Raw genomic sequence first — 26,998 nt, 5'->3', positions numbered from 1 at the left:
CAGGTAAACACCAATGAGTGATTGGCTGGAAGTCGTTGAACGTGTTGAGCCGCTGGATGGCATCGAGCTGGATGCCATCCTGGTTGGTCAATTACAGCAAAGATTTGCGCAGGTACGCGGCGAGGGTGTCGGGCGCGTGAATTTTTACACGCCCACTTTCAAAGCGTTTGCAAGTTCGGAAATTACCGGTTGTGGCAAAAGCGCCTGGCCTGCGGTATCCATTACCGGTGGTGATTGCAAGCTGCAATGCGACCATTGCAAGGCCAAAATTCTCGAGCCAATGATTGCGGCGCGCAGCCCGGAAGACTTATGGCGCGTGGTCAACGAGCAGATCAATGGGGGCGCCCAGGGCATGTTGTTGACGGGTGGCTCCAACCACCGCAATGAAGTCGAATACGGCGACTACTACGCAACCATTCGACGTATCAAGGATGGCTTCCCCGAATTCAAGATTGCCATGCACACCGCACTGGTGGACATGGATATCGCACGTCGTATGGAAGACAGCGGCATTGACGCGGCGATGATGGACGTGATCGGTTCGCAGGACACGATTACCCAGGTCTATCACCTGCGCCGTAGCGTGGATGACTTCGAGAAAACCCTCGAATACCTGGTTTCGACCAAGCTCAAGGTAGTACCCCACATCGTGATTGGCCTGCATTATGGGCATCTGCTGGGCGAATGGAATGCGCTGGAAATCATCCGGCGCCACCAGCCGCAAGCGGTCGTGCTGGTGGTGGTGATGCCGTTCTATGCGCCGGAGAATCGTCCGTTCGTCACCCCGGACAGCCGCGAAGTCGGGCGTTTTTTCATGGACGCACGCGCTGCGCTGCCAGATTTGCCCTTGCTGCTGGGCTGTGCGCGCCCGCCCGGCCGCACCAAGGTGGAAATTGACAGCTACGCTGTGATGGCCGGTCTCAATGGCCTGGCGCATCCGTCTGATGGCATGGTGGAACTTGCCGTGCGTCTGGAACGCGATGTGCGCGTCACCCCGGCGTGTTGCTCCATCGCGATTGGCGATGAAGTGATGGCGATTGAAACCGCAGACGCCGGCCTGCAGGTGGACATCCAGAAAGTCATCGAACACGAGCGCATGAAGCGCCCGGCTTTTGCCGCCGCCGGTTCGCTCGGCGGCATCAAGGTGGTGATGGCCGGCCAGCCCGAAGCCGTGGGCGGCTGCTGCAGTTGAGCGGGGATCAAAGACGTGACCACCTGGCGCTTACTCGATACCGGCCTGCGACCCGCAGCGCAAAATATTGCGCTCAATCGGGCCCTGCTGGAAGCGCGCCAGGAAAATGCCAGCCCCAGCACGCTGCGTTTTTTGCGTTTTGAGGCGTGCGCGTTACTGGGTTATCACCAGAGTGCCGAGCAGGAGCTCAACCTGGACTATTGCCGCGAACACGGCATTACCATCCAGCGCCGTATTACAGGCGGCGGCGCAATCTATTTCGACACCACCCAGATTGGCTGGGAGCTGTACCTGCACAGGCACGAACTCGGCACTGCAGACATGACCGCAATTTCACGCCGCATCTGCGAGGCCGCAGCGCGCGGAATCTCGGCGCTGGGCGTGGATGCCCGGTTCCGTCCGCGCAATGACATCGAAGTGGATGGCCGTAAAATATCCGGCACCGGCGGGGCGTTCGACGGCGATGCGCTGATGTATCAGGGCACGCTATTGATCGAGTTCGACGTGGAAAAGATGCTGCGCGTGCTCAAAATCCCGGCTGAAAAACTTTCCCACAAAGCCATCGCCTCGGCACGTGAGCGTGTTGCCAATCTGGCCGATTTGTTGGGTCAGGTGCCACTTATGGCGCAGGTGCAGGCTGCGCTGGCGGGCACCTTTGCTGAAGAATTCGGTGTGCAATTCGCCCCCTCACCGCTCACGCTGCATGAGGAGGCGCTCTACCAGGCCGCGCTGACCGAAATTGACCATCCCGACTGGATCAACCTGCTCGCTCGTCCAGCGACCGACCAACCCACGCTGGATGCGGTGCGCAAGTTCTCCGGCGGTCTGTTGCGTGCCAGTGTGGCGTTTGACCGCAGTCATGGCCGCATCAAACAGGTGTGGTTCTCCGGCGATGTATTCATCAGCCCGCGCCGCACGCTTGCTGATCTGGAGGCCGCCCTGCGCGACACGCTTGCCGAACAGCTGGCGCACAACGTGAAGCGGTTTTTCGCCGGGCACGCAGTCGATATGCTCACCTTGACGGCGGATGATTTTGTCAGTGTGCTGCACGAAGCCCTGGCGCAAGCCAATAGCGAGGCCGCAACATGATGCGCCAGGTCGACCTGCTGATTATTGGTCTGGGACCGGCGGGTGCTGCCGCCGCCGCAGCGGCCGCGCAAGGCGGGCTGAGCGTACTGGGTGTGGATCGTCGCCACGAAATCGGCCTGCCGGTGCAGTGCGCAGAATTCATCCCGCTGCCGATGGGCAAATACGCCACGGCCGGCGGCGTACTGTTACAGCGCATCAAAGGCATGAAGAGCTACCTGCCCTCGGGCGCCGTAGCCGAGACCGATTTCCCGGGCCTGATGATAGACCGCGCCGCGTTTGACCAGTCCCTGGCGCACGCGGCCGCGACGCAGGGCGCCGAGCTCTTGCTCGATAGTCGCATGACCAGTCTCGATGCCGCGCGATCCGTGGCGCAAATCAAAACGCCGGCAGGCGGGATGGAAGTCACGTACAGGCTGCTGATCGCCGCCGATGGCCCGCATTCGCCAGTGGCAGAGGCGCTGGGGCTGCCCGACATGGAAGTGGTGACCACGCGCCAGTACACCGTTCCACTGAAACGCGCCTATGTGGATACCGACATCTGGCTCTCGCCCGCCTACCCGGGCGGCTATGCCTGGCTGTTTCCCAAGGGCAATCTGGCGAATCTCGGGCTGGGTCTGGATAAACGTTTCGCGGGTGACATGAAGGCGCCACTCGATGAGCTGCATCAGCAATTGATGGCGCAGGACCTGGTCGGTGCCGAGATCAGCTACCGTACCGGCGGCGCGATCCCGGTGGGCGGCCTGCGCGGGCACCTGGTGGTGGGCAAGGTGTTGTTTGCCGGCGATGCGGCCGGCCTTACCCATCCCATCACTGGCGCGGGCATAGCAGCGGCGGTGATCTCCGGCGAACGTGCCGGACAAGCCGCTGTGGCGTGGTTGAAGCATAACGACAGTGCCGCGCTGGAAGATTTTGAAGAAGACATCCGCGACCAGTTTGAGGTCGCGCTAAGCCGCGCGGTGGAACGCCGCCGCTGGCTGGACAAGTTCTGGAACACCGAGGAAGCGCGCGCCGATCCCTTGCACCGCAAGAGCTGGATTGCCTTCCCGGACTATTTTGCTGCTTGAGATTGACAGGATTTCTCAGGATTGACAGGATTTCTCAGGATTGACAGGAAAAGTTCTGTGGAAAATGAGGAATTGACTGAGCGCATCATCGGTTGCGCACTGCAAAGTGCACGGAATCCTGGGGGCTGGGTTTCTGGAGAAAGTTTACGAGAATGCAATGATGGTTGAATTGGCTCCGGCGGGCTTGCTGGTTCAGCAGCAGCTTTGTTTGCCGGTGTTTACCAGAGAGAAAAAGTTGGTGAGTACTATGCTGATTTGTTTGTTGAAAATCAGATTGTGTGCGAACTGAAAGCCTGTGAATCCCTGTCGCGCGAGCACGCAGTTCAATTGGTGAATTACCTTGCAGCAACCGGACTGGATACGGGTTTGCTAATTGATTTTGGAAGAAGTGTCGTGGTCAAACGGAAGTTTAGACAATACCAACCTAATGAAGTGAATGTTCCTGTTAATCCTGTCCATTAAGATTCGGAGAAAAAAATGAGTGCAGTGCTAGATCAACCCCAAGTCGTACAGTTCTATCGCCCCAACTACCATGTCAAAACCCCGGACATGCGTTCGCCCGAGTATGTGCAAATGAGTACCGCTGCTGCGATCACGCTGGGTCTGGTGCCGGGCAACATGCACCGCACCGCCTGCACTCACTGCCTGAACCTGCTGGTGACTTATCCGGAAGGCTGTCGCGCCAACTGCACTTATTGCGGCCTGGCACGGCATCGTGAAGAATCGCGCGATTACGCGGATCGCAACTTTATCCGCGTGGACTGGCCTACCGCCCGCTACGACGAAGTCATTGAGCGCGTGAAGCAGGGTAGCGACAAAGGCCAGTTCCAGCGCATGTGCATCTCCATGATCACCCACCCCAATTCCGATGCCGACACCTTCGTGCTACTGGATAAGTGGATGAAAGCGCTGCCGCACATTCCGGTTTCCATTCTGTCCAATCCCACCACCATGGAAAAAGACGACCTGGTACGCCTGCACAGGATGGGTGCCGATATCTTTACCGTGGCGCTGGATGCGGTCACCCCGGAAATTTTCGAGCGCACCCGCGGCAAGACCGTGGATAGCCCGCACCGCTACAGCAAATACTGGCAAGCCATCGAGTGGGCAGCAGAAGTGTTCGGCCCGGAGAAATTCGGCGCCCACCTGATTTGCGGCATGGGTGAGACCGAGCAGGAGATTCTCGAGGTCTGCCAGAAGATCAAGGACATGGGCGGCCACAACCACATGTTCGCCTTCTTCCCCGAGCAGGGCTCGATGATGGAAGACTGGCCCGCTTGCGACAAGGGTCAGTGGCGCCGCGTGCAACTGGCGCGCTTCATCATTGACTACGCCGGCGGTCACGTCAGCAAAATGCTGTTCGATGCGGACGGCAAGGTGATTGATTTTGGCGTGGCGGAAGACGAACTGGCGGATCTGGTGAATTCCGGCAAGCCATTCCAGACCTCCGGCTGCCCCGGCAAGGACGACGAAGAAGTGTCCGCCTGCAACCGCCCCTACGGCGATTCCAGCCCCTCCGACATCCTCTCGTTCCCGTTCGCGCTGGCGCGCAAAGACGTGGAAATCGTCAAGCGCCAGATGGCCGGTGAAGAGATTGGCGCAGGCCTGATTTGAATAATCCGCCTCAAATTAAAACCGGGTGTCACAACACCCGGTTTTTTTTGTTGCAGAAATGCGACATGGACCTAAAATCCCCACACAATGGGCTTGTGCAGGTCAATGTGACAAGTGTACTATGCGTCAAAATCATAATAAATCCAAAGTCAGCGTTGTTCCTATTTTTTAATAATCCTTGGAGACTACATAAATGAAACTCAAAAAATTGATTGGCCTGATGACAGTTGCCGGCTTTGCTTTGCCTGGCGTCGCAATGGCAACCAACGGTTATTTTTCACATGGCTATGGCATGAAAGCCAAAGGTATGGGCGGCGCAGCGACAGCGATGGCTGATGATGCATTCGGTGGTGCCAACAACCCGGCCAGTATGGTTTTTGCGGGTGACAGGCTGGATCTGGGGGTTGACCTGTTTTCTCCCAAGCGTTCGGCGAGCCGGACGGGCACGGCTGCGGGCGGAACATTGAATGGCAATGAAAATAGCGACAGCAATTACTTCGCCGTACCTGAGTTCGGCTACAACAAATTGTTGAACAAGGATCTTTCGCTGGGCGTGACCGTGTATGGCAACGGCGGCATGAACTCTGATTATGCACCTCTCGCTAATGGATCAAACTTCATGGGCGGGGCAGGTCGCCTCGGTGTTGATTTGATGCAGTTGATTGTTGCCCCTACCGTAGCATTCAAGATTGCTCCCAACCACTCTATCGGTATTTCACCCTTGATTGGCTATCAGCGCTTCAAAGCCGAAGGTCTGCAAGGGTTTGGTGTGGGTACAGGTACAAACAATCTTGGTTATGACCATTCCTACGGCTATGGTGTGCGCGTTGGATATATGGGAAAAATCACACCAACGATCACCATTGGTGCTGCGTATGCCACGAAAATGAATATGCAAAAGTTCGACAAGTACAAAGGTTTGTTTGCCGAACAGGGGGCGTTTGACATTCCGGAGAACTACGATCTGGGTATTGCTTTCAAAGCCACGCCCGATTTGACCCTGGCACTGGACTATCAGCGTATTAACTACAGCGGTGTGAAATCAATTGCCAATCCCAGCACGAATATTCTTCTTGGTTACCCATTGGGCGCGTCCAATGGCCCAGGCTTCGGCTGGCAGGATGTGGATGTGTGGAAACTGGGCGCGGCCTATCAGTACAACAAGCACTGGACCTTGCGTGCAGGTTACAACCACGGCGACAACCCAATCCAGGCGCGTGACGTGACCTTCAACATCATCGCCCCGGGTGTGGTCAAGGATCACGCTACACTGGGTGTAACTTACTTGACTGATTCAGGCAATGAGTTGACGGTGTCTTACATGCACGCGTTTGAAAACACGGTGAGTGGTTCGACGATCGCCGCTTTTGGCTCGGGCGGTACAGACACCATCAAGATGTACCAAAATTCGTTTGGCGTGGCTTACGCCTGGAAGATGTAAGCGCCGATCTGGGTTAGTCTGTTTCAAAAGCAGTACAATCAGGCTGAGGGTTAATCCCCTCAGCCTTTTTGTTTTTTCACCCGGTTAAAACAGCAGTGTGACAGCAATGAAACGTGCATTCGGAATGTTGTGGTTCTTGCTATGGTCGCCATGGGCGCTGGCGCTAGCGCCCTACATTTCCGGGGACAGGGTAAGCGGCGGCGACGTGGCGCAGGTGCTGGCTGCCGTCGAGAAAAAAACCGGAGCCGCCGGGTTTGCCACGCTGGGTAAATATCAGGTGCAAGGCTTGCCGCAGTATGCCGTGCTGGTGGTCAGCGACAAGGGCATTCTGGACGCCATCCACCGCATCGGTGGCAGCAATATTGTCGGCGCCGGGATACGCATTGGCGTGCAGGCAGATGGCACGGTTTCATACATGAATCCGGACTACTGGTACCGCGCATTTTTCCGCAACCATTTCACTCGCGAGCAGGCGGCTGTCAAAGCCGTGCAGGCCAGGCTGGGACAGGCGCTGGGTGCCGGCATCGGGTTTGGCGGTGACGAACGTGCTGCGGAGTTGCCCCATTATCGCTATATGGCTGGCATGGAGCGGTTTGATTCGGACAAGAATGAACTCAATACCTTGCCTGACTTCAACACCGCAGTGACGACGGTGCGCGACAATCTTGCCAAAGGCGTCAATCATACCGCCGAGGTGTATGAGGTGGTCATGCCGGACAAAAAAATCGCCGTGTTCGGTGTCGCCATGAACGATGACAACATGGGCGACGGCCGCTGGGTGTACAAAATTGATGGCACGGATTACATTGCCGGCCTGCCCTATGAAATCTATGTCGTGGGCAACAAGGTGTACGCCCTGTATGCACGCTACCGCATTGCACTGGGCTGGCCGAATCTGAGTATGGGACATTTCACGCGCATAGCCGATATTCCGGACGAAATCCGCGAAACCATGATCGGGGTAGCGGGCGGCGTATACCAACGCTGATGCATTCGTGGGCACCGCTATAAAGCATGTAAAGCAATGGACCGGATTAGCAGGATTGCTTGCAGGATTAACAGGACAATTCTTCGCTTTACAATACCCCAATCACCTGCCCCATAATGCTTCTTCATGTAAATTCTGCTAATCCTGTCCATTGTTTTCCTTCTTGTTTTCCCCGTGTTCCCCGTGGTTCAATAGCTGTTTTTAGGATGACCGGAATTTCCATGAAATCGATTAAAGTCACCGATGTTGGTTCGTTGAAAAACGAACTGAACAAGTACAAAAAGGGCAAAAAGCTCGATATACGCTATTTCAACCAGGCCGCGCGCCTGGCCTGGCTGGGTAAAATCACCATGAGCCCGGTGGATGCGGAAGACCCGGATTGCAAGTCCTGGCTGTTGCATGTGCATGCGCCCGAGGGGTTTGTGGCGCATTTCGTGGATGTGGATGATGACCTCATCAACGAAATCCATATCCTTGATGCCGAGCAGGGGCAATACCTGGCCGAGATCATGCGCGCTGGCCTGTCTGCCCGTGCCGAAGAATTGCAGGCGCTGAATCGGCGCGATTTCTATTTCGGCAAGTTTTTCAAGGAAAACAAACCTGCCGAGGGGGGCGAACCATCCGGCTCCTGAGGGCGCGCTGGATTGATTTGGGCTGCTGCGACCCGTGGGATTACCACGCCACTTACGCAGGTGTGGCAGAAGCCATGCAACCCGGCGATTTACCCGCCGTGGTATGGGGCAGACCGCAACCGCATGTTTGCCTCGGGCAGCACCAATCCGCGTCAGTTGAATTGAACGCCGCCTACGCGGATGTGCCCATTGTGCGGCGCCCGCTGGGCGGCGGCGGGGTGTGGGTGGATCCCGACCAGGCGTGTGTGGTGCTGGTCGCGCCACTGGATTTTTTCCCGTTTCGTTCTGCCGGCTGGTACGCCCATGCTTTGCAACCCATGGTGCAGGTTTATCACGAGGCAGGCCTGCCGGTCACGCTGACGGCACAGGATATCTGGCTGCATGGCAGCAAGCTCGCGGGCAGCGGTGCCGCCACCATTGGCCGCGCCGGGGTGGTGGGATCGAGTTTCATGCTGGATTTCCCGGTGGAGCAGTTTGCCGGACGCGTGGCGGTGCCGTCTGGCGGTTTTCGCCAGTGGCTGATCGAGGCCTTGCGCGCATCGCTTACCTGCTGGTCGCAACATGCCAGCGTGCCTGATTGGGAGTGGTTATCCATGGTGTACCGTCGGGCTGCCAATGGCCAGTTCGGCTGGCGCTGGGAGCAATCGCGATTACGCGAGGACGAACGCGCAGCACGCGATGACTGGCGTGCAGAACTGATCCCCGATCACGAGGGCAGCGCACGCATGGTACCGCATGGCATCAAAATCAACGCCGCCTGTTACCTGACCGAGCGCCAGTACGGCATTGACTGGGTGCGGGTACTCACTCAGGGACGGCGCCTGGCGCGGGTGGCGCTGTCCGCCGCACCCGGTTTGCCGGAGACGCTACTGGCAGCCGAACCCCGCTCGATCGCTGCTGAATTGGCGATCCATCTCGATAGCGCAGCCGCCCATCTCTGGGCGCAGCGTATCACCGAGACCGCTTATTTCAATCCGGAGGCCATATGAGTCAACCCACCATCGAAGCGCGTCTGCAGCGCAAATTCATCCTGATGAGCAACGATGCCGGCATTGCTGCGCAACTGCGCGCGCAATTGCCGCAACGCTGGCAGATGGTGGAAACCCTGGATCTGGGCAGTCTGGGCGGGTTCCAGGACATCCTGCTGCACCGCTTCATTTTTCTCGATCTCGACACGCTGACCGATGCCTTCGACCCGCAGGACGCGATACGCCAGGTGCGCATGGAGTGGATGCTCAACGTGCCGATATTCTGTTTTGGTGGCAGCCAGGACGAGCGCGATCAGGCCAGGCTGAACCGTGCTGATCGCTTCTTTGAACGTGACGAAGTGGTGGAGCGGGTAGGGCAGTTCTGCCACCAGTACCGCTGGGGAGAGTAGCCGTTGTTATTCCGCGCCTGCCGCTGAATCCAGGTAAACCCGAAAAGCAATTAGCCACGGAGAGCACTGAGGTCACGGGGAATAAAGCTTGAATTAGAGAATTACATGATTTCCTCATTTTACTTATTGGATGAGGTACTGATTCAAATTCGTTGGTCTTCTCCGTGCTCTCCGTGACCACCGTGGCTAACTGCTTTTCCAAGCCGCCAGCCGGATCAGCTGGTCTTGCAGCTTGTCCAGCGTGTCCTTGAAATCCGCCAGGCGCTGTTTTTCCTGATCCACCACGGCAGCCGGGGCGCGATCCACGAAGCTGGCGTTGCCCAGCTTGGCTGCGCATTTCGTGATTTCGCCTTGCAGGCGCGCGATTTCTTTTTCCAGCCGGGATTTTTCCGCGTCCCGGTCTATTTCGATCAGCAGCATCAGCCTGGTGTCGCCGACGATGGCGACGGGAGCGTCACCGGGCGGCAGCCCGGCGCTGATTTTGACCTCGCTCAATTTGGCCAGCGCTGCCAGGTAAGGTGCGAAGCGGGCGAGTGCGGTGGCATCGCCGCTGATGGCCATGGGCACTTTCAGCGCCGGAGACAGTCTCATTTCACCGCGCAGACCACGGGTGGCGTTGATGAGGTCTTTAAGCAGGGCGATGCGTTCGCAGGCGCCGGTGTCCACTTTTGCTGCGTCGGCCAACGGGTAAGGCTGGGTCATGATGCTCGCGCCGTGTTTGCCTGCCAGCGGCGCCACGGTTTGCCATAACTCCTCAGTAATGAACGGGATGATCGGGTGCGCCAGACGCAGCGCGGCCTCCAGCACGCGCACCAGGGTGCGGCGCGTGGCGCGGACGGCAGCGTCATCGCCACTATTGATCTGCACCTTGGCAAGCTCCACATACCAGTCGCAGTACTCGTCCCAGACGAACTCGTAAACGGCGCGCGCAGCCATGTCGAAGCGGTAGTCGGCGAATGCGCTGGCGACCGCGGTTTCGGCCTGTTGCAGGCGGCTGATGATCCAGCGGTCGGCATCGGAATGGGTGAGCGGCAGGCTGTCATCCAGTCCCACGTCCTTGCCTTCACAGTTCATCAGCACGAAGCGCGTGGCATTCCATAACTTGTTGCAGAAGTTGCGGTAGCCGTCGGCGCGCTGCAGGTCGAACTTGATGTCGCGGCCGTGGGTGGCGAGGCTGGCGAAAGTGAAACGTATTGCATCGGTGCCGAAAGCCGCCAGGCCATTGGGATAGTCGGCGCGGGTTTGCCGGGCGATGGACTGCGCCTGGCTGGGATTCATCATGCCGGTGGTGCGCTTGGCGATCAGGCTGTCCAGGTCGATGCCGTCGATCAGGTCGAGCGGGTCTATCACGTTGCCCTTGGACTTGGACATCTTGTTGCCGTGGGCGTCGCGGACCAGGCCCGTCACATACACTTCGCGGAACGGTACTTCACCGGTGAAGTGCAGCGACATCATCACCATGCGCGCGACCCAGAAAAAGATGATGTCAAAGCCGGTGACCAGTACCGAGCCGGGCAGAAAAGCGTTCAGCTCGGGCGTTCTTTGCGGCCAGCCCAGGGTGGAGAACGGCCATAGCGCGGAGGAGAACCAGGTGTCGAGCACGTCCTCGTCGCGGGTCAGCGGCCGGCCGGCGGCGAGTTTGCGCGCTTCGGCTTCGCTGCGAGCGACGTAGTGGTTGCCGTCCTCGTCGTACCAGGCGGGGATGCGGTGTCCCCACCACAGCTGGCGCGAGATGCACCAGTCCTGGATGTTTTCCAGCCACTGGTTGTAGGTGGCGGTCCAGTTTTCCGGCACGAATCTGAGCTTGCCGGATTTGACCGCGTCGAGGCCGCTGGCGCCCATTTGTTCCATCGCGACAAACCACTGGTCGGTGAGCATGGGCTCGATCACGGCACCGCTGCGGTCGCCGCGCGGCACCATCAGCCTGTGCGGCTTGGCGGCGGCGAGCAGGTTTTTGGCCTGCAGCTCGGCGAGCAGTTTTTCGCGCGCCACGTAGCGATCCAGCCCCTGGTATGCGATGGGGCAGAGATCGTTCATTTTGGCGTCGAGCGTCAACACGCTGATCGGCGGCAGCCTGTGGCGCGTGCCCACGGCGTAGTCGTTGAAGTCGTGCGCCGGGGTGATTTTGACCACGCCGGTAGCGAAGGTCGGGTCAACGTAGTCATCGGCAATCACCGGGATGCTGCGCTCGGCAATCGGCAGCCGCACATGGCGGCCAATCAGGTGCTGGTAGCGCGTGTCGTCCGGATGAACGGCAACGGCAACGTCGCCCAGCAGGGTTTCCGGGCGGGTGGTGGCGACTTCGACAAAGCCGTCCTCGCCTTCGATCGGGTAGCGGATGTGCCAGAGGAAGCCGTCCTCTTCTTCGGATACCACTTCCAGGTCGGACACCGCCGTGCCCAGCACCGGATCCCAGTTGACCAGGCGCTTGCCGCGATAAATCAGTCCTTCGTTGTAGAGCGAGACAAACACTTCAGTCACCGCTTCGGACAGGCCTGCGTCCAGGGTGAAACGCTCGCGCGACCAGTCACACGAGGTGCCCAGGCGGCGCATCTGGCGGGTGATGGTGGAGCCGGAGTGCTCCTTCCATTCCCATACTCTTTTCAGGAAAGTCTCGCGTCCGAGCGCATGCCGCGATTCGCCCCTGGCGTCGAGCTGGCGCTCCACCACGATCTGGGTGGCGATGCCGGCGTGGTCGGTGCCGGGCTGCCACAGGGTGTTGTCGCCCTGCATGCGGTGGTAGCGGATCAGCGCATCCATCAGCGTGTGCTGGAACGCGTGCCCCATATGCAGCGTGCCGGTGACGTTGGGCGGCGGCAGCATGATGCAGTAGGCGGGGCGGCTGGCGTCCATGCTGGGACGGAAATAGCCGGACTGTTCCCAGTGCTGGTACCAGCGTTGTTCGATGTCGCGGGGTTCGAAGCTTTTGGCGAGTTCCATGATGCGTGTTGTTGAGGCTTGAAACGCGCGATTATACCGGATTGGACGGGTTCTCCGGGGTATTGGCAGGATGGATGCCATGACGCGCCAGCTCTTCGGCGACCGCCTCGCGCACGATGGATTCAATGTCGAGTGCGAGCTGGGTGAGCAGAGTGGATAAAGTGTCGTCCACTACGCGGCGCAAGCGCTGCGCCATCACGGTGTTGACTTCGTACATGAGGTGGCCGTCGATCATGCCGAGTACATGGGTGGCGACCGCGGTGGCAAGCAACTCGGCTTGCTCGGGGCTGGTGAACGCCTCGGGGATGCCGTCCGCCGTTGCGGCCAAATGGGCAATTTGCGCGGGGGTGCCAGGCGCAGTAGCCTGCAGGGCGTCGGGCGATGTCTCGGCCAGCACTTCGCCGTACCGCACGATGTCGGTCAAAACCGGCGTGGCGAGCGCGGCGGTAAATGGCCCGGACTGCCCGGTGCGGGTGAATGCTTCAGGGAAGTTAACCGTCACCCCGGCTGGAGAGGCGATTTCCGCTGTGAAGTCAGATAGGGGCTGCGGGGTGACGGGGGGGGCATCTGCCAGTATTTCGCCGCGCCGTACGATGTCGGTCAAAACCGGAAACGGGGTTGCCTCGGACACTCCGTCGGTGGATGGGAGTGGAGCGGGTTCAGCTTCAAGCATCACCGGCGCATCACGATGCTTGCCCATGAGGGCCTGCATTTTATCCAGCAATTGATGCATCGGATCAGTCATGCTTGTTATCACGCAGGTCATGACTGTGCATCTCGTAGCCCCGCTGTTTGTAAAAACGCCAGCGCAAACGCGCCGCATCCTGGTCGGCGCCGTCCAGCGAAACGATTTCGATCAGGCGTTCAAAGCGGCTGAAAAATGTCGGCGTGGTATCGTGCAGATTGATCAGCACGTTGTCGTGCGGCAGGTGGTCGGCGGCCTCGCCCAGCACCACGGGCGTGGCGCTGGCGTGCGGTGCGGTACAACCACAGTGCGGCAAAAAACTGTTGGCTGGTACTTCCCACAGGCGTCTGTCCATATCGGCTACCACTCGGCTGTCGGGCGAGTAGAGCATGACCCTTAGTCCTTGCCGATAGGCCTTGCCGGTGAGAATGCGTGCCAGGTCGAGCTTGTCCGGCGCGTGCGTGTAAAAATCCACGCGCGTCATTTTGCCCGGCTGGCGCGGTTCACCAGGAAGTGCACCAGGAGCGGTACGGGTCGCCCGGTGCTGCCTTTGTCCTTGCCGGATTTCCACGCAGTGCCCGCGATGTCGAGATGCGCCCAGTCGTATTTTTTGGTGAAGCGTGACAGGAAACAGGCGGCAGTGATAGAGCCGCCAGCGCGACCGCCGATATTGGCCATGTCGGCAAAATTGCTGTCCAGCTGCTGCTGATAGTCATCCCACAGCGGCAGGCGCCATACGCGATCTTGCGCGGCTGCGGCGGCGTGTTCGATTTCGCGCGCCAGGCCGTCGTGATTGCTGAACATGCCGCTGGCGTGGTGTCCCAGCGCGATCACGCAGGCGCCGGTGAGGGTGGCGATGTCGATCACGGCGGCGGGCTCGAAACGCTCGCTGTAGGTCAGTGCATCGCACAGGATCAGGCGACCTTCGGCATCGGTATTCAGGATTTCGATGGTCTGGCCCGACATCGAGGTGACAATGTCACCGGGCTTGTTGGCGTCGCCATCCGGCAGATTTTCGCAGCTGGGGATGACGCCGACGACGTTGAGCGGCAGCTTCATCTCGGCGGCGGCACGCAGCGTACCCAGCACGCTGGCGGCGCCACACATATCGTATTTCATTTCATCCATTTCGGCGGCGGGTTTGAGCGAGATACCGCCCGCGTCAAAGGTGATGCCCTTGCCGACCAGTACTACCGGCCTGTCGCCTTTTTTACCGCCGTTGTGTTGCAGCACAATCAGTCTGGGCGGCTGGCGGCTGCCTTTCGCTACCGACAGGAACGAGCCCATGCCGAGTTTTTCCATGTCTTTTTTGTCCAGCACCTCGCATTTGAGCTTGTGCGATCTGGCTAGCGCCTGCGCCTGCTCGGCGAGGTAGGTGGGCGTGCACACGTTGCCAGGTAAATCGCCCAGCGCCTTGGCCAGGCTCATTCCTGCGCCTATCGCCATGCCCTGCGCCAGGGCGGCTTCGGCGCTTGCCTGCTGTTCCGGGCCGCTCACGCACAAAGTCAGCTTGCGCAGTCTGGACGGAGATTTGTCGTGTTTGCTTTTGAGCTTGCCGGGCTGGTACTGGCTGGCCTCCGCGGCAATCACCAGCTGCTCGATATTCCACGCCAGGTCGCGGCCTTTGACGCCGGTCTGGATCAGATAAATTGCCGCGTCGGCTGCACCGCTGGCAGCGAGTGCCTTGAGCGCGGCGCTGCTGGCATCGGCGTAGGCTTTTTCGCCCACATCGCGCTCGCGCCCCAGTCCGACCAGCAGTACGCGCTCACATAGCGTGCCTGGCACCTTGTGCAGCAGGCAGGTGCTGCCCAGGCGGCCATCCATGTCACCGTGGCGCAGGATGTCGGTCAGATAGCCCGCAGTCTGCTGGTCGATCTGCGTGGCGGCAGGCGAGAGTTTGCGCGATTCATACACGCCAACCACGACACAGGCGGCGCGTTGTTTTTCAGGGCTGGTACTTTTTATGCTAAATTCCACCGATGCACTCCTTGTAAGATTTTGTGCTTGATTCTTAAACTGCGAGCCTGATTGACCCGAAACACATCAATGCATTATTTGCAGTGTTCAGGTAAAAGTCAAAACAACTACCCATTCCTCCGCAAAAATGATCTTTCGCCGCGCGCTGTTGCGCGAACTTGTTTATAACTGTCTGGCGGTGTTTCTGGTGCTCATCGCGATCACCCTGAGCACGCTGTTCATCCGCCTGCTGGGCGATGCGGCGCGCGGCAAGCTGGCGGTGGACGCGGTGTTTGCCTTTCTCGGTTTTGGCCTGCTCGGTTTTCTGCCCGTGCTGCTGTCGCTGGCACTGTTTATTACCGTCATGATGACCGTGTCGCGTGCCTACCGGGATAGTGAAATGGTGGTGTGGTTCAGCGCCGGGCAGGGTTTGCTCACCTGGATCAGGCCGGTGCTGTATTTTGCCTTGCCGGTGGTGTTTGCCATTGCGTTGCTCAATCTTGCGGTGATTCCGTGGGCATTGCAGAAAAAGGATGTGTACCGTGCAGTGCTGAACAGCCGCGACGACATGTCGGCGATTTCGCCGGGCATGTTTATCGAGTCCAGACGCGCGGACAAGGTTTATTTTGTCGAAAGTCTGTCGCAGATTGGTACGCGCGTGAAAAACGTGTTCATGCAGTCGCTGGACAACCACCAGCTGGGGATTGTGGTCGCCAAAGAAGGGTTTCATACCGAATTGCCCAATGGCGAGCGCTACCTGGTACTGGAAAATGGCCGCCGCTACGAAGGCGTGCCGGGACGCGCCGATTACAAGACGGTCGAGTTCGGACGCTACTGGATGCGCATCGAGCCAGCGCGCTTTGTTGAACAGCAGACCTTCGAGCCCAAGGCATTGTCCACCGGCAAGCTGATGCGGGACCCCACGCCAGCCAACATGGCGGAACTGGTATGGCGCTGGAGCTTCCCGATCAGCGCCGCGATCCTGGCGCTGCTGGCGATTCCGCTGAGCTTCGTGAATCCGCGTGCGGGGCGCTCGTTCAAACTGATTTTGGCATTGCTGATTTATGTGATCTACAATAACCTGCTGGGTATTTCCCAGGCTTGGGTGGCGCAACAAAAAATCTCGCCGTTGGCGGGCATGTGGGCGGTGCACCTGCTGATGGCAGGTGTGCTGGTGTGGATGTTCTACCGGCGCATTTCAATGCGCCCATGGTGGCGCTGGCGCCGATGAAAATCCTGGCGCGTTATCTGGCGATGGAAACCCTGGTCAGTTCGCTGTTTGTGTTTACAGCGCTGATGACCTTGTACGCATTTTTCGACTTGCTCAACGAGCTCGGCTCATTGGGACAGGGTGGCTATGGCCTGCTCAACATCCTGGCTTTCGTTGCCCTGAGTGTACCGGGTCACGTCTACGAACTGCTGCCGGTGGCGGCGCTGATCGGCACGCTGTTCGCGCTGGCGCGGCTGGTGTCCAATACCGAGTTCACCATCATGCTGGTGTCGGGCATGTCGATCCAGCGCGTGGCCGGCTATCTGATGGTCGTCGGGCTGCTGTTTACGGTGTTGACGTTTGTGTTTGGCGAGCTCATCGCGCCTGCCTCCGAACGCTATGCGCAGCAAGTCAAGCTTACCGCTACCCACGCGCTGGTGGCGCAGGCATTCCGTTCCGGGCTATGGGTACGTGATGGACAGAGTTTCATTAATATCCGTGAAGTGACCCCCGAGAATGAGTTGCGTGATGTGAACATCTATGCGTTTGATGATGCCTTCCGTTTGCAGAAAATCAGCCATGCCGGGCAGGGGGATTATCTGCGTGATAACCGCTGGCGCTTGCAGGATATTACCGAGACCCGGTTTGGCGGTGGCGGCATCAGCGTCAGCCACATGCCAGAAGAAGTTTGGCGCTCGGTGCTGACCCCGGGGATCATGAGTGTGCTGCTGGTGGCGCCGGAAAAAATGTCGGCATCCAATTTGTGGTCATACATCCAGCATCTGCGTCAAAACAAACAAAAAACCGAGCGTTATGAAATCGCGTTGTGGTCCAAGCTGTTTTATCCGCTGGCAGCACCGGTGATGATGCTGATTGCATTGCCGTTCGCCTATCACCGGCCGCGCTCGGGCGCGGTGGGTGCCCGTGTGTTTGCCGGGATCATGCTCGGGCTGGGATACCACCTGCTCAACCGCCTGTTTGCCTACCTGGGGCTGCTCAATGACTGGCCGCCGCTGCTTAGCGCCGTATTGCCGACGCTGGTATTCCTGCTGGTGGCGATTGCGATGATACGCAAGGTGCAGAAACAATAGGCACCTATGCCTAAGCGTCGGTTCTCACCAGGCGCGTGCCGGCAAGACGGTCATGCAGAAACTGCTTGTCTCGATCAAACAGTGCCCAAATCAGGCTGATGCCAAAAGCGGGGATGAGCACCATGGCCAGCACGAAACGTAGCAGAGCCTGTTGCAACGTGAGTGCAGCGCCTTCCCGATTGACCACGCGAATGCGCCAGGTTTTCATCGCCAGTGTTTGTCCGCGCAGCCACGACCAGCTGAAATATCCCGCCATCATCAGTAACAAATAGGCCTGTAATAGCGCCTTAAAAAGTGGCGAAGAGGCATTATGCGTCAGCGCTAAAAACAGATAGTCTGCAATGAATAACAATGCCAACAATAGGAGCGATTCATAAATCATTGCCGAAATACGACGCCATAAACCAGCTGTTGGCAGCGAAGGAGTTGCACTTTTTTCCATAATCTCTATTCTATTCCAAAAGGCATTAAAACCACGCTCATAGTTTCGTCGCAAGCATAACAACGGAGGAGGGGAGATGCATCTAGCAAAACAGCTCATGGCCATCCCGGGCGTAATCGCAGCAGGAGAATACGCCTACCGGGGCGATCGTTACACTTATGAAGGCGGGCTCACCGATGAATACGCCCGCATGGCATCCATTCTGTGTCGCGCCAATACCCTCAACGCCAGTATGCAGGCTGAAATGTTCAGCTCGTTTGCCGAGCACTGCGGTTGCCGCCCGCTACAGGGCTGGGTGGTGCGCGGCAAGCAGGTCAGCGTGTGCGCTGTGGGCAATTTTTTCTGCCTGCTGGAAAATCGCCAGGGCGTGCTCAACGACGTGATGACTGTGTTGCGCGCAAAAGTAGGCGATATCAGCGACGACGTGATGAAAGTCATGTACTCCAAAATCGGTGGCGATGTCACAGAGCAACTGGTTTAATCTAAAAATTCTGAATCGCAACAGGAGGTAACAATGGAACTGGCCAAACTGATGGAAGTCCCCGGCGTAATGGCGGCGTTCACTTACACTGACAAAGGTGATCTGACCAATCAGATGATCAAGGAAGGTAACGAACTGACACCGCAAGTGCTGGATCTGCTGGCGCACACCTGTGTTGCCAACATGGCGGTTGCCACCATGGAGGCCCGTGGCTGGGAAGCGCTCACCGGGCAAAAAGGTTTTGAGCCGCTGCAGGGCTTTTCCCTGGTTGGGCTGGACTGGACGGCGGTGGTGAACGGCAATTGCGGTGTGGTGGTAAAAAACCGCGATGCCGATTACGAGGTGGCCTTCGCCGCTATTTCTGCCTGTGCGGCATAGGGGCGGATATGTCGCTCAAACGGATTTTAGTGCTGGATGGTGTGGTTGCGGTGTGTCGTTTTCAGGACGATGGCAGGATCCTCGAAGGCGAAGGCGTGATCCCGGCAGAGATGCAGGGGCGCCTGGCGCAGTTTGCGCAATGGTACCGGCGCATGGTATCGGGCAATGCCGACCTGTTTTCGCTGTTTTCCCAGATGCGCGGCTGGACTCCCGCCAAAGGCTGGATTGTGCATGGTACCAACCTGACCGTGTGCAATGTGGCCAACCTGGTGGCGATGGTGGACAACCGGGAAGCTGCCATCAATGAAATCATGGCGGCGCTGGAAGACGCCTCGCACCAGTAAATCCGGGGCCGCCACCCGAAAAAACGCCGCCACTGTGGCGGCGTTTTTGCTTGTTTGTTACATTGATGCTTTTTTGAATCCATTTGTCCATGCAAAGCGATCTCAAGGCGCTGGAATTCGACGGCATCCGCCGCATTCTCGAACGCCTGACTTTTTCCCCCTACGGTGCCGACGCGGCACGCAACCTGGAACCCGCACCCAGTCTCGATATTGCGCGCGAAATGCAGCGCGCCGTGAGTGCCGCGCGCGAGGCAGCGGATGCCTACAAGCTGCCGCGTTTTAATCAGGTGCCGGATATCCGTCCGGCACTGCGCCAGGCCGCACAGCCGGGCGCCGCGCTGCCCGCCAGCGGATTGCACAACTTGCGCCAGGTGATGCAGACCGGCCTGATGCTGCGTGAGCTGGTGGGCGCTTACCCTGCGCTCTTCGCGCGTATCAACGAGCTCAAGGCGCCCGCAGCGCTGGTCGAGGTGCTGGACAAAACCATCAGCCATGCCGGGCGTCTGCGTGAAGATGCTACGCCAGCACTCGACGCGCTGCACAAGCAATACCACCATGTGCGGCAGGAACTGGAGACGCAGCTCAAGGCGCGCATGGCGAGCCCGGATGTGGCAGGCATGTTCGACGACAGCAGCCGCGTGCACTGGCATGGCACGCGCGCAGTGCTGGCGGTGCGTGCCAGCCACGCCGAGCAGATGAAGGGCGTGCGGCGCGGCTCGATTGGCGGCGGACGCGACATTCTGGTCGAGCCGATCGAAGCGGTGGCGCACAACAATCGTCTGGAAGCCTTCAATGGCCAGATCGAGGGGCAGAATCAAATCGTGCTGCGCGCGGTGACCGACACAGTGCGCACTCACCTCGACGACCTGAACCGGCTGGTGGATGCGATTACCTGGCTGGACCTGGCGCTGGCCGCCGGCCAGTTCTCCGCAGCGCTCAACGCCAGCGCGCCGACACTGGTGGATGAGGCCAAAGTGGTGCTCGAGCAGGCCTATCATCCGCAGTTATTGCTGCAATTCCGGGAAAAAAATATCGCCCGTCTGGTGCCGCTCAGCATCCACCTGGGCGACGGGCAGTCCATGATGGTAATTACCGGGCCCAATACCGGCGGCAAGACGGTGGTGCTGAAAACCGTCGGGCTGCTGGTCACCATGGCATACTGCGGCCTGCATCTGCCGTCTGAAGGCAATTGCATCATCGGTCATTTCAACCGGGTGATCGTGGACGTGGGCGATAAACAAAGCCTGCACAATCACCTGTCCACGTTTGCCGGGCATGTCGAGGTGCTGAAAAGGCTGCTGCACGAGGCCGACCAGCGCACGCTGGTGCTGATGGACGAGCTGGGCACCGGCACCGACCCCGAGGAAGGTGCGTCGCTCGCCATGGCGGTGCTGGACGAACTTGCCACGCGCCGCGTGCACGGCATCGTGACCACTCACCTCACCCCGCTCAAGGCGTTTGCGGATGAGCATGACTATCTGTGCAATGCCTCGATGCGCTTCGACCATGCCAGCCTGTCGCCCACTTACGAGCTGGAGTTCGGCAAGTCCGGGCAATCCCTGGGTTTGATTATTGCCGAGAAAAACGGCTTGCCCGGTGATTTGATCAATCGTGCGCGCAGCTATTTGGCCCGCATTCATGCCGCAAAACAAAAGCCCGAATCAGGCCGGATTTGACCATGGTTTTTTTGACCTGCCAGGCGATAACCATTAGTATTGAAGGTTCTACAAATTAGGCAGATTGGCCATAGTTATGGAATTGACGGGCGCCGAAATTACCGTGCGCTGCCTGGCCGAGGAGGGGGTCGAATTTGTATTCGGCTATCCGGGCGGGGCGGTTCTCAATATATACGACGAGATTTTCAAGCAGGATAAATTCAAGCACGTCCTGGTGCGCCATGAGCAGGCTGCCGTGCATGCGGCAGACGGCTACGCGCGCTCCAGCGGCAAGGTGGGTGTGGCACTGGTCACTTCCGGTCCGGGATTGACCAATGCCGTGACCGGCATCGCCACGGCCTACATGGATTCGATTCCGGTGGTGGTCATCAGTGGTCAGGTACCCACGCATGCCATTGGCATGGATGCTTTCCAGGAGGTGGACACAGTCGGTATCACGCGTCCCTGCGTCAAGCATAATTTCCTGGTGAAAGACATCAAGGATCTGGCGGCCACGATCAAAAAGGCTTTCTACATCGCCGCCACCGGCCGTCCGGGTCCGGTGTTGGTGGACATCCCCAAGGATATCACCCAGCAAAGCCACGAATTCGCCTATCCGGAAACGGTGTCCATGCGCTCCTACAGTCCGGTGGTCAAGGGGCATGCCGGACAAGTCAAAAAAGCCGTGCAAATGCTGCTCGAAGCCAAGCGCCCAATGATCTACGCGGGTGGTGGTGTGGTGTTGAGCAATGCTTCAACCCAGCTGACCCAGCTCGCCAAACTGCTGGGCTACCCCATTACCAATACGCTGATGGGGCTGGGTGCTTATCCCGCTACGGATGCCCAGTTTCTGGGAATGCTCGGGATGCACGGCACTTACGAGGCCAACATGGCCATGCAGCATTGTGATGTGCTGCTGGCCGTGGGGGCGCGTTTCGATGATCGCGTGATCGGTTCGCCCGAGCACTTTGCCCGGGACGCGCGCCGCATTGTTCACATCGATATCGACCCGTCGTCCATCTCCAAGCGCGTCAAGGTGGACGTGCCGATTGTCGGGGATGTGGCAGGCGTGCTGGATGAGATGATCAAGCTCATCAAGGCCGGCAAGGAAAAGTCCGAGGCCAAGGCGATCAAGGCCTGGTGGACACAAATCGAATTGTGGCGCGCCAAGAATTGCCTCAAGTACAATCACGCCAGTCCCATTATCAAACCCCAGTTCGTGGTGGAAAAGCTGTGGGAAGTCACCGGTGGCGACGCTTTCGTGACCACCGACGTGGGTCAGCACCAGATGTGGGCGGCGCAGTTCTACAAATTTGACCAGCCGCGCCGCTGGATCACCTCGGGTGGCCTCGGTACCATGGGCTTCGGCCTGCCTGCCGCGATGGGGGTGCAACTGGCCCACCCGCATGCCGATGTGGCTTGCGTGACCGGCGAGTCCAGCATCCAGATGTGCATCCAGGAGCTTTCCACCTGCAAGCAGTACCACCTGCCACTGAAGATCGTGAATCTGAATAACCGCTACATGGGCATGGTGCGCCAGTGGCAGGAATTCTTCTACGGGAACCGTTATGCCGAGTCCTACATGGATTCCCTGCCGGATTTTGTTAAACTTGCCGAGGCTTACGGTCACGTCGGTATGAAGATCGACAAGCCCGAGGATGTGGAGCCTGCGCTGCGCGCGGCGTTTGCCATGAAGGAACGGCTGGTGTTCATGGATTTCATCACCGACCAGACCGAGAACGTGTTCCCGATGGTGCCGGGCGGCAAGGGTATCAGCGAAATGATACTGGCGGAGGAGCTGTAACATGCGCCATATCATTTCCCTGCTGATGGAGAACGAAGCGGGCGCCCTGTCGCGCGTGGCCGGACTGTTCTCCGCGCGTGGCTACAACATCGAATCGCTTACCGTCGCGCCTACCGAAGATGCCACGCTGTCGCGCATGACCATCGTCACGCGCGGCTCGGAAGATGTGATCGAGCAGATCATCAAGCAGCTCAACAAGCTGATTGATGTGGTGAAAATCCTCGACCTGTCCGACGGCAGCCACATCGAACGCGAGCTGATGCTGGTAAAAGTGCGCGCCTTCGGCAAGGATCGTGAAGAAATGAAGCGCATGGCGGAGATTTTTCGCGGGCGCATCATCGATGTGACTGAAAAAACCTACACCATCGAATTGACAGGCCCAGGCTCCAAGCTGGACGCCTTCATCGAGGCGCTTGACCAGGCCTCCATCCTGGAAACGGTACGTACCGGCGCTTCCGGCATCGGACGCGGCGAACGCATTCTCAAGGTTTGACTTTTTAAAAAGGAACATGCAATGAACGTTTATTACGATAAGGACGCCGATCTTTCCATCATCAAGAAGAAAAAGGTCGCCATCATCGGCTACGGCTCGCAAGGCCACGCCCACGCCAACAACCTGCAGGATTCCGGTGTCAAAGTCGTGGTCGGCCTGCGCAAGGAAGGCGCTTCCTGGAACAAGGCCAAAAAAGCCGGGCTGGTGGTGAAAGACGTGGCCGAGGCGGTCAGGGGCGCGGATGTGGTGATGATTCTGGTGCCGGATGAACAGCAGCCGGAGGTGTATCGCAACGACATTGAGCCAAATCTGAAGAAAGGTGCGGTGCTGGCGTTTGCCCATGGTTTCAACGTCCATTACGGTCAGATCAGCCCGCGCAAGGATGTGGACGTGGTGATGATCGCCCCCAAAGGTCCGGGTCACCTGGTGCGCTCTACCTATACGCAGGGTGGTGGCGTGCCTTCACTCATCGCCGTGCACCAGGATGTGTCCGGCAAGGCACGCGACCTTGCGCTGTCCTACGCGGCAGCCAACGGTGGCACCAAAGGCGGCGTGATCGAGACCTCGTTCCGTGAAGAAACCGAGACCGATCTGTTCGGCGAGCAGGCCGTGCTGTGTGGCGGCTGTGTGGAACTGGTAAAAGCGGGCTTCGAAACGCTGACCGAAGCGGGTTACGCGCCTGAAATGGCCTACTTCGAATGCCTGCACGAGCTCAAGTTGATTGTTGACCTGATGTATGAAGGCGGTATCGCCAACATGAACTACTCCATTTCCAATAACGCCGAATATGGTGAATACGTTACCGGCCCGGCGGTGATCGCCGATCAGGCGCGCGCTGCCATGAAACAGGCGCTGGCCAACATCCAGAATGGCGAATATGCCAAGAGCTTCATCCTGGAAAACAAGGCCGGTGCCGCCGGCATGCATGCCAAACGCCGTCAGAACGCCGAGCATCCGATTGAAATCGTGGGCGCCAAACTGCGTGCCATGATGCCCTGGATTGGCAAAAACAAGCTGGTGGATCAAGCCAAGAACTAATCGCACGCACTGACCAGGAGGCACGGAGACGTCATGATATTGTCGCTCCGTGCCTTGTTCATTTATCAAGCCGGCTCAAAATTGAAAAATTATCCCCATCCCATTATTGCCCGTGAAGGTTGGCCGTTTCTGGCGATAGCCACGCTGGTTTCCATGCTTGTAAGCGTATTCGCAGGCTGGCTGTGGGCACTGCCGCTGTGGATGATCACGCTGTTTATCCTGCAGTTCTTTCGTGACCCGCCACGCCTTATCCCACCAGGCGACAATCTGGTGTTGTGCCCGGCAGACGGGCGTGTCGTCAAGGTGGAACGCGTTACCGACCCCTATCTCAAGCGCGAGGCGCTGATGGTGAGTGTGTTCATGAACGTGTTCAACGTGCACTCCAACCGCAGTCCGGTGGATGGCACCATCAAAAAGATGTGGTATTTCCCCGGCAGCTTCGTTAATGCCGCGCTGGAGAAAGCGTCGGTCGCCAATGAGCGCAATGCCTTGTGGATCAGGACGAAATCCGGCCACGATGTCACTTGCGTGCAGATCGCCGGGCTGGTGGCGCGCCGTATCCTGTGTTACGTCAAAGCCAAGGATAAGCTGACCCGCGGTCAGCGCTACGGCTTTATCCGCTTCGGGTCGCGCGTGGACGTCTATCTGCCGCTGACCGCACGGGTCAAAGTGGCGCTGGGCGACAAAGTCAGTGCCAGCAGCGATGTGCTGGCTGAGCTATAAAGCGAGCATGGCAGACAATCGTCCTCTCAAATCGCTGACAAGTGACCGCATGCAGCGGCGCGGCATATATCTGTTGCCCAACCTGTTTACCACGGGTGCCTTGTTTGCAGGGTTTTACGCGATTGTGCAAGCAATGAATGGCGCTTATGAACTGTCTGCCGTGGCGATTTTCATTGCCATGGTGCTGGACGGGCTGGATGGCCGTGTGGCGCGGCTTACTCATACCCAGAGTGCGTTTGGTGCGGAATATGACTCGCTGTCGGACATGGTGTCATTTGGTGTGGCGCCTGCGCTGGTGGCCTATGTGTGGGCACTCAAAGGCATGGGCAAGCTGGGCTGGATCGCCGCTTTCATCTACTGCGTGGGTGCTGCGCTACGCCTGGCGCGTTTCAATACTCAGTCGGAAGTGGCCGACAAAAGTTATTTTCAGGGTTTGCCAAGCCCCGCTGCGGCTGCACTCATCGCCGGACTGGTATGGGTGATGAATGAGTACGGCATTCAGGGAGCGGATGTGCGCTGGCTCACCTTTGCGGTGACCCTGTTCGCAGGCTTGACCATGGTAAGCAATATCCGCTATTACAGCGGCAAGGAAATCAACCTGCGGCGCAGCGTGCCATTTGTCGTGATATTCCTGATTGCAATGGCATTTGTGCTGGTAGCGTATAGTCCGCCAGACGTGTTGTTTGCGATTGTCGGGCTGTATGCCTTGTCGGGCTATGCGATGTGGGTATGGCGATGGCTGCGCCGCAGACGTACCAGGATTTCCGGCCTCAACAAGTAAGAGCGAATGCCTGCCCAGAGCAGGATGGAGTAAGCCATGAGCCAAGACCATTTAATCATTTTTGATACCACCCTGCGCGATGGCGAGCAAAGCCCGGGTGCCTCGATGACGCGCGAAGAAAAGGTGCGTATCGCACGCCAGCTCGAGAGGATGCGCGTGGATGTGATCGAGGCGGGATTCCCGGCCGCCTCCAATGGCGATTTCGAATCGGTCAAGGCAGTGGCGGATGCCATCAGGGACAGCACCGTATGCGGCCTGGCGCGGGCGCTGGAGCGTGACATCCAGCGTGCCGGGGAGGCGCTGCGCGGTGCGCGTTCTGCGCGCATTCACACCTTTATCGCCACCAGTGCCATCCACATGGAAAAAAAGCTGCGCATGACCCCGGACCAGGTCATCGAGCAGGCGGTCAAAGCGGTCAAATGGGCGCGTCAATATACCGATAACGTGGAGTTCTCTCCCGAGGACGCGGGGCGCTCCGATCCGGATTTCCTGTGTCGCGTGCTGGAAGCGGTGATCGATGCGGGTGCCGCTACGCTGAATATTCCAGACACCGTGGGTTATAGCCTGCCCGGCCAGTTTGGCGAACTGATCCGCAACCTGCGCAACCGTATCCCCAATGCCGACAGGGCGGTGTTCTCGGTGCACTGCCACAATGACCTGGGTCTGGCGGTGGCGAATTCACTGTCTGCGGTATTGAATGGCGCGCGTCAGGTGGAATGCACGGTCAATGGCCTGGGCGAGCGGGCCGGCAATGCTGCGTTGGAAGAAATCGTCATGGCGGTGCGCACCCGTCAGGATGTGTTTGGCTGTGAAACGCGCATTGATGCGACGCAGATCGTTCCTGCCTCGCGCCTGGTGTCCGGCATTACCGGCTTTACGGTACAGCCGAACAAGGCCATTGTCGGCGCCAATGCGTTTGCCCACGAATCCGGCATCCATCAGGATGGCGTACTCAAACACCGCGAAACCTACGAAATCATGCGCGCCGAAGATGTGGGCTGGAGTGCGAACAAGATGGTGCTGGGCAAGCACTCCGGACGCAATGCATTTCGTACGCGCCTGACCGATCTGGGTATTGAACTGGATTCGGAAGAGGCGCTCAATGCCGCATTCGCCCGGTTCAAGGAGCTCGCCGACAAGAAGCACGATATTTTCGACGAAGATCTGCATGCGCTGGTCAGCGACGAGGCCGCCGCCAATACCCCCGAGCTATTCAAGCTGGTATCGCTCAAGGTGTGTTCAGAAACCGGCGAGATACCCAGCGCGCGCGTGGTGATTGCCGAAAACGGCCAGGAGAAAAACGGCAGCGCCGAAGGCAGTGGGCCGGTGGATGCAGCATTCCGCGCGCTGGAATCCATCGTCAACAGCGGTGCCGAATTGCAACTCTACTCGGTGAACAATATCACCACCGGCACCGATGCGCAGGGCGAAGTCACGGTGCGGCTATCCAGGGGCGGGCGGATCGTGAACGGGCAGGGTGCGGATACCGATATTGTGGCCGCCTCGGCCAAGGCTTACTTGCATGCGCTGAACAAATTGCACAGCAAGCTGGAACGGGCGCATCCGCAGGTGTGACGGG

At 58.7% G+C, this 26,998-nt stretch carries 26 protein-coding genes and 1 pseudogene; 22 read left to right on the top strand and 5 right to left on the bottom strand.

The window, feature by feature from the left end; translation table 11 throughout:
- The first annotated feature begins 13 nt into the window (after positions 1 to 13).
- The 10 genes and pseudogenes from GZH91_RS14805 (at position 14) to GZH91_RS14760 (ending at position 9,398) form a co-directional block, all read left to right on the top strand.
- Positions 14 to 1,192 (top strand): radical SAM protein, encoded by a 1,179-nt coding sequence (locus GZH91_RS14805; RefSeq protein ID WP_147070100.1) that lies wholly within the window; start codon positions 14 to 16, stop codon positions 1,190 to 1,192.
- 15 nt (positions 1,193 to 1,207) lie between these two features.
- Positions 1,208 to 2,281 (top strand): lipoyl protein ligase domain-containing protein, encoded by a 1,074-nt coding sequence (locus GZH91_RS14800; RefSeq protein ID WP_198415325.1) that lies wholly within the window; start codon positions 1,208 to 1,210, stop codon positions 2,279 to 2,281.
- Positions 2,278 to 3,345, top strand: a complete 1,068-nt coding sequence (locus GZH91_RS14795) for a geranylgeranyl reductase family protein (RefSeq protein WP_147070104.1) — start codon at positions 2,278 to 2,280, stop codon at positions 3,343 to 3,345. The genes GZH91_RS14800 and GZH91_RS14795 overlap by 4 nt, the downstream gene beginning before the upstream one ends.
- Before the next feature lie 106 nt (positions 3,346 to 3,451).
- Positions 3,452 to 3,807 (top strand): annotated as a pseudogene (locus tag GZH91_RS14790) (GxxExxY protein).
- A gap of 15 nt (positions 3,808 to 3,822) precedes the next feature.
- Positions 3,823 to 4,959, top strand: a complete 1,137-nt coding sequence (locus GZH91_RS14785) for a radical SAM protein (protein WP_147070106.1) — start codon at positions 3,823 to 3,825, stop codon at positions 4,957 to 4,959.
- A 193-nt stretch (positions 4,960 to 5,152) separates the two neighbouring features.
- On the top strand, positions 5,153 to 6,400 hold the full coding sequence (locus tag GZH91_RS14780; protein WP_147070108.1) for an OmpP1/FadL family transporter: 1,248 nt from the start codon (positions 5,153 to 5,155) through the stop codon (positions 6,398 to 6,400).
- Between the two features lie 106 nt (positions 6,401 to 6,506).
- Positions 6,507 to 7,388: a hypothetical protein gene (locus GZH91_RS14775; RefSeq protein WP_147070110.1), complete on the top strand. Its 882-nt coding sequence runs from the start codon at positions 6,507 to 6,509 to the stop codon at positions 7,386 to 7,388.
- A gap of 221 nt (positions 7,389 to 7,609) precedes the next feature.
- Entirely contained in the window at positions 7,610 to 8,020 is a 411-nt protein-coding gene (locus GZH91_RS14770; RefSeq protein WP_147070112.1) for a hypothetical protein, read from the top strand.
- A gap of 17 nt (positions 8,021 to 8,037) precedes the next feature.
- On the top strand, positions 8,038 to 9,009 hold the full coding sequence (locus tag GZH91_RS14765; protein ID WP_147070114.1) for a lipoate--protein ligase family protein: 972 nt from the start codon (positions 8,038 to 8,040) through the stop codon (positions 9,007 to 9,009).
- Positions 9,006 to 9,398: a hypothetical protein gene (locus tag GZH91_RS14760; RefSeq protein WP_147070117.1), complete on the top strand. Its 393-nt coding sequence runs from the start codon at positions 9,006 to 9,008 to the stop codon at positions 9,396 to 9,398. Before GZH91_RS14765 ends, GZH91_RS14760 begins: the two co-directional genes overlap by 4 nt.
- A 186-nt stretch (positions 9,399 to 9,584) precedes the next feature.
- On the opposite strand, the gene GZH91_RS14755 is transcribed toward GZH91_RS14760, so the two are convergent.
- Genes GZH91_RS14755 through GZH91_RS14740 form a run of 4 tightly spaced genes read right to left on the bottom strand, consistent with a single transcriptional unit; the run spans position 9,585 to position 15,000 of the window.
- Positions 9,585 to 12,338, bottom strand: a complete 2,754-nt coding sequence (locus GZH91_RS14755) for a valine--tRNA ligase (RefSeq protein WP_147070119.1) — start codon at positions 12,336 to 12,338, stop codon at positions 9,585 to 9,587.
- A 31-nt stretch (positions 12,339 to 12,369) separates the two neighbouring features.
- On the bottom strand, positions 12,370 to 13,083 hold the full coding sequence (locus GZH91_RS14750; RefSeq protein WP_147070121.1) for a hypothetical protein: 714 nt from the start codon (positions 13,081 to 13,083) through the stop codon (positions 12,370 to 12,372).
- Positions 13,076 to 13,507, bottom strand: a complete 432-nt coding sequence (locus tag GZH91_RS14745; RefSeq protein ID WP_147070123.1) for a DNA polymerase III subunit chi — start codon at positions 13,505 to 13,507, stop codon at positions 13,076 to 13,078. The genes GZH91_RS14750 and GZH91_RS14745 overlap by 8 nt, the downstream gene beginning before the upstream one ends.
- Positions 13,504 to 15,000 (bottom strand): leucyl aminopeptidase, encoded by a 1,497-nt coding sequence (locus tag GZH91_RS14740; protein ID WP_147070125.1) that lies wholly within the window; start codon positions 14,998 to 15,000, stop codon positions 13,504 to 13,506. The genes GZH91_RS14745 and GZH91_RS14740 overlap by 4 nt, the downstream gene beginning before the upstream one ends.
- 127 nt (positions 15,001 to 15,127) lie before the next feature.
- Between GZH91_RS14740 and lptF the strand changes: the two genes are divergently transcribed.
- Both lptF and lptG read left to right on the top strand, forming a co-directional pair.
- A complete protein-coding gene (gene lptF, locus GZH91_RS14735) occupies positions 15,128 to 16,210 on the top strand; it encodes an LPS export ABC transporter permease LptF (protein WP_147070127.1) in 1,083 nt (360 codons plus the stop codon).
- On the top strand, positions 16,156 to 17,280 hold the full coding sequence (lptG, locus tag GZH91_RS14730; protein WP_307723865.1) for an LPS export ABC transporter permease LptG: 1,125 nt from the start codon (positions 16,156 to 16,158) through the stop codon (positions 17,278 to 17,280). The genes lptF and lptG overlap by 55 nt, the downstream gene beginning before the upstream one ends.
- A 10-nt stretch (positions 17,281 to 17,290) precedes the next feature.
- Here the strand turns inward: lptG and GZH91_RS14725 are convergent, their stop codons facing one another.
- The gene (locus GZH91_RS14725) at positions 17,291 to 17,722 is read right to left on the bottom strand and encodes an RDD family protein (protein ID WP_147070275.1); all 432 of its coding nucleotides are present in this window, start codon (positions 17,720 to 17,722) and stop codon (positions 17,291 to 17,293) included.
- Between the two features lie 76 nt (positions 17,723 to 17,798).
- Here GZH91_RS14725 and GZH91_RS14720 point away from each other — a divergent pair, with 76 nt between their 5' ends.
- The 10 genes from GZH91_RS14720 (at position 17,799) to GZH91_RS14675 (ending at position 26,994) form a co-directional block, all read left to right on the top strand.
- Positions 17,799 to 18,203 carry a DUF2173 family protein gene (locus GZH91_RS14720; protein WP_147070129.1) on the top strand — a complete coding sequence of 135 codons (405 nt, stop codon included), beginning with the start codon at positions 17,799 to 17,801 and terminating at the stop codon, positions 18,201 to 18,203.
- A gap of 33 nt (positions 18,204 to 18,236) precedes the next feature.
- Entirely contained in the window at positions 18,237 to 18,581 is a 345-nt protein-coding gene (locus tag GZH91_RS14715; protein ID WP_147070131.1) for a DUF2173 family protein, read from the top strand.
- A gap of 8 nt (positions 18,582 to 18,589) precedes the next feature.
- Positions 18,590 to 18,925, top strand: a complete 336-nt coding sequence (locus tag GZH91_RS14710) for a DUF2173 family protein (protein ID WP_147070133.1) — start codon at positions 18,590 to 18,592, stop codon at positions 18,923 to 18,925.
- Positions 18,926 to 19,014: 89 nt separating this feature from the next.
- A complete protein-coding gene (locus GZH91_RS14705; RefSeq protein ID WP_147070135.1) occupies positions 19,015 to 20,601 on the top strand; it encodes an endonuclease MutS2 in 1,587 nt (528 codons plus the stop codon).
- Between the two features lie 76 nt (positions 20,602 to 20,677).
- A complete protein-coding gene (locus GZH91_RS14700; protein WP_174861810.1) occupies positions 20,678 to 22,384 on the top strand; it encodes an acetolactate synthase 3 catalytic subunit in 1,707 nt (568 codons plus the stop codon).
- A gap of 1 nt (position 22,385) precedes the next feature.
- Positions 22,386 to 22,877: an acetolactate synthase small subunit gene (gene ilvN / locus GZH91_RS14695; RefSeq protein WP_147070137.1), complete on the top strand. Its 492-nt coding sequence runs from the start codon at positions 22,386 to 22,388 to the stop codon at positions 22,875 to 22,877.
- Positions 22,878 to 22,898: 21 nt separating this feature from the next.
- Positions 22,899 to 23,915, top strand: coding sequence for a ketol-acid reductoisomerase (ilvC, locus tag GZH91_RS14690; RefSeq protein WP_147070139.1), 1,017 nt, complete (start codon positions 22,899 to 22,901; stop codon positions 23,913 to 23,915).
- A 33-nt stretch (positions 23,916 to 23,948) separates the two neighbouring features.
- Positions 23,949 to 24,638, top strand: coding sequence for a phosphatidylserine decarboxylase (locus GZH91_RS14685; RefSeq protein ID WP_147070140.1), 690 nt, complete (start codon positions 23,949 to 23,951; stop codon positions 24,636 to 24,638).
- 7 nt (positions 24,639 to 24,645) lie between these two features.
- Positions 24,646 to 25,419: a CDP-diacylglycerol--serine O-phosphatidyltransferase gene (pssA, locus tag GZH91_RS14680; protein ID WP_147070142.1), complete on the top strand. Its 774-nt coding sequence runs from the start codon at positions 24,646 to 24,648 to the stop codon at positions 25,417 to 25,419.
- A gap of 36 nt (positions 25,420 to 25,455) precedes the next feature.
- Positions 25,456 to 26,994: a 2-isopropylmalate synthase gene (locus tag GZH91_RS14675; RefSeq protein ID WP_147070144.1), complete on the top strand. Its 1,539-nt coding sequence runs from the start codon at positions 25,456 to 25,458 to the stop codon at positions 26,992 to 26,994.
- The last annotated feature ends 4 nt before the right edge of the window (positions 26,995 to 26,998 follow it).

This window comes from Sulfuriferula plumbiphila, assembly GCF_009938015.1.
GTDB classification, from domain to species: Bacteria; Pseudomonadota; Gammaproteobacteria; order Burkholderiales; family Sulfuriferulaceae; genus Sulfuriferula; species Sulfuriferula plumbiphila.
This window is presented reverse-complemented; position numbering and strand designations above follow the sequence as displayed.

Excerpts from the sequence above, each read along its gene's own strand:
- GZH91_RS14805 (WP_147070100.1), top strand. The coding sequence starts at position 14 with ATGAGTGATTGGCTGGAAGTCGTTGAACGTGTTGAGCCGCTGGATGGC.
- GZH91_RS14795 (WP_147070104.1), top strand. The coding sequence starts at position 2,278 with ATGATGCGCCAGGTCGACCTGCTGATTATTGGTCTGGGACCGGCGGGT.
- GZH91_RS14785 (WP_147070106.1), top strand. The coding sequence starts at position 3,823 with ATGAGTGCAGTGCTAGATCAACCCCAAGTCGTACAGTTCTATCGCCCC.
- GZH91_RS14780 (WP_147070108.1), top strand. The coding sequence starts at position 5,153 with ATGAAACTCAAAAAATTGATTGGCCTGATGACAGTTGCCGGCTTTGCT.
- GZH91_RS14775 (WP_147070110.1), top strand. The coding sequence starts at position 6,507 with ATGAAACGTGCATTCGGAATGTTGTGGTTCTTGCTATGGTCGCCATGG.
- GZH91_RS14770 (WP_147070112.1), top strand. The coding sequence starts at position 7,610 with ATGAAATCGATTAAAGTCACCGATGTTGGTTCGTTGAAAAACGAACTG.
- GZH91_RS14760 (WP_147070117.1), top strand. The coding sequence starts at position 9,006 with ATGAGTCAACCCACCATCGAAGCGCGTCTGCAGCGCAAATTCATCCTG.
- GZH91_RS14755 (WP_147070119.1), bottom strand. The coding sequence starts at position 12,338 with ATGGAACTCGCCAAAAGCTTCGAACCCCGCGACATCGAACAACGCTGG.
- GZH91_RS14750 (WP_147070121.1), bottom strand. The coding sequence starts at position 13,083 with ATGACTGATCCGATGCATCAATTGCTGGATAAAATGCAGGCCCTCATG.
- GZH91_RS14745 (WP_147070123.1), bottom strand. The coding sequence starts at position 13,507 with ATGACGCGCGTGGATTTTTACACGCACGCGCCGGACAAGCTCGACCTG.
- lptF (WP_147070127.1), top strand. The coding sequence starts at position 15,128 with ATGATCTTTCGCCGCGCGCTGTTGCGCGAACTTGTTTATAACTGTCTG.
- GZH91_RS14725 (WP_147070275.1), bottom strand. The coding sequence starts at position 17,722 with ATGGAAAAAAGTGCAACTCCTTCGCTGCCAACAGCTGGTTTATGGCGT.
- GZH91_RS14720 (WP_147070129.1), top strand. The coding sequence starts at position 17,799 with ATGCATCTAGCAAAACAGCTCATGGCCATCCCGGGCGTAATCGCAGCA.
- GZH91_RS14715 (WP_147070131.1), top strand. The coding sequence starts at position 18,237 with ATGGAACTGGCCAAACTGATGGAAGTCCCCGGCGTAATGGCGGCGTTC.
- GZH91_RS14710 (WP_147070133.1), top strand. The coding sequence starts at position 18,590 with ATGTCGCTCAAACGGATTTTAGTGCTGGATGGTGTGGTTGCGGTGTGT.
- GZH91_RS14705 (WP_147070135.1), top strand. The coding sequence starts at position 19,015 with ATGCAAAGCGATCTCAAGGCGCTGGAATTCGACGGCATCCGCCGCATT.
- GZH91_RS14700 (WP_174861810.1), top strand. The coding sequence starts at position 20,678 with ATGGAATTGACGGGCGCCGAAATTACCGTGCGCTGCCTGGCCGAGGAG.
- ilvN (WP_147070137.1), top strand. The coding sequence starts at position 22,386 with ATGCGCCATATCATTTCCCTGCTGATGGAGAACGAAGCGGGCGCCCTG.
- ilvC (WP_147070139.1), top strand. The coding sequence starts at position 22,899 with ATGAACGTTTATTACGATAAGGACGCCGATCTTTCCATCATCAAGAAG.
- GZH91_RS14685 (WP_147070140.1), top strand. The coding sequence starts at position 23,949 with ATGATATTGTCGCTCCGTGCCTTGTTCATTTATCAAGCCGGCTCAAAA.
- pssA (WP_147070142.1), top strand. The coding sequence starts at position 24,646 with ATGGCAGACAATCGTCCTCTCAAATCGCTGACAAGTGACCGCATGCAG.
- GZH91_RS14675 (WP_147070144.1), top strand. The coding sequence starts at position 25,456 with ATGAGCCAAGACCATTTAATCATTTTTGATACCACCCTGCGCGATGGC.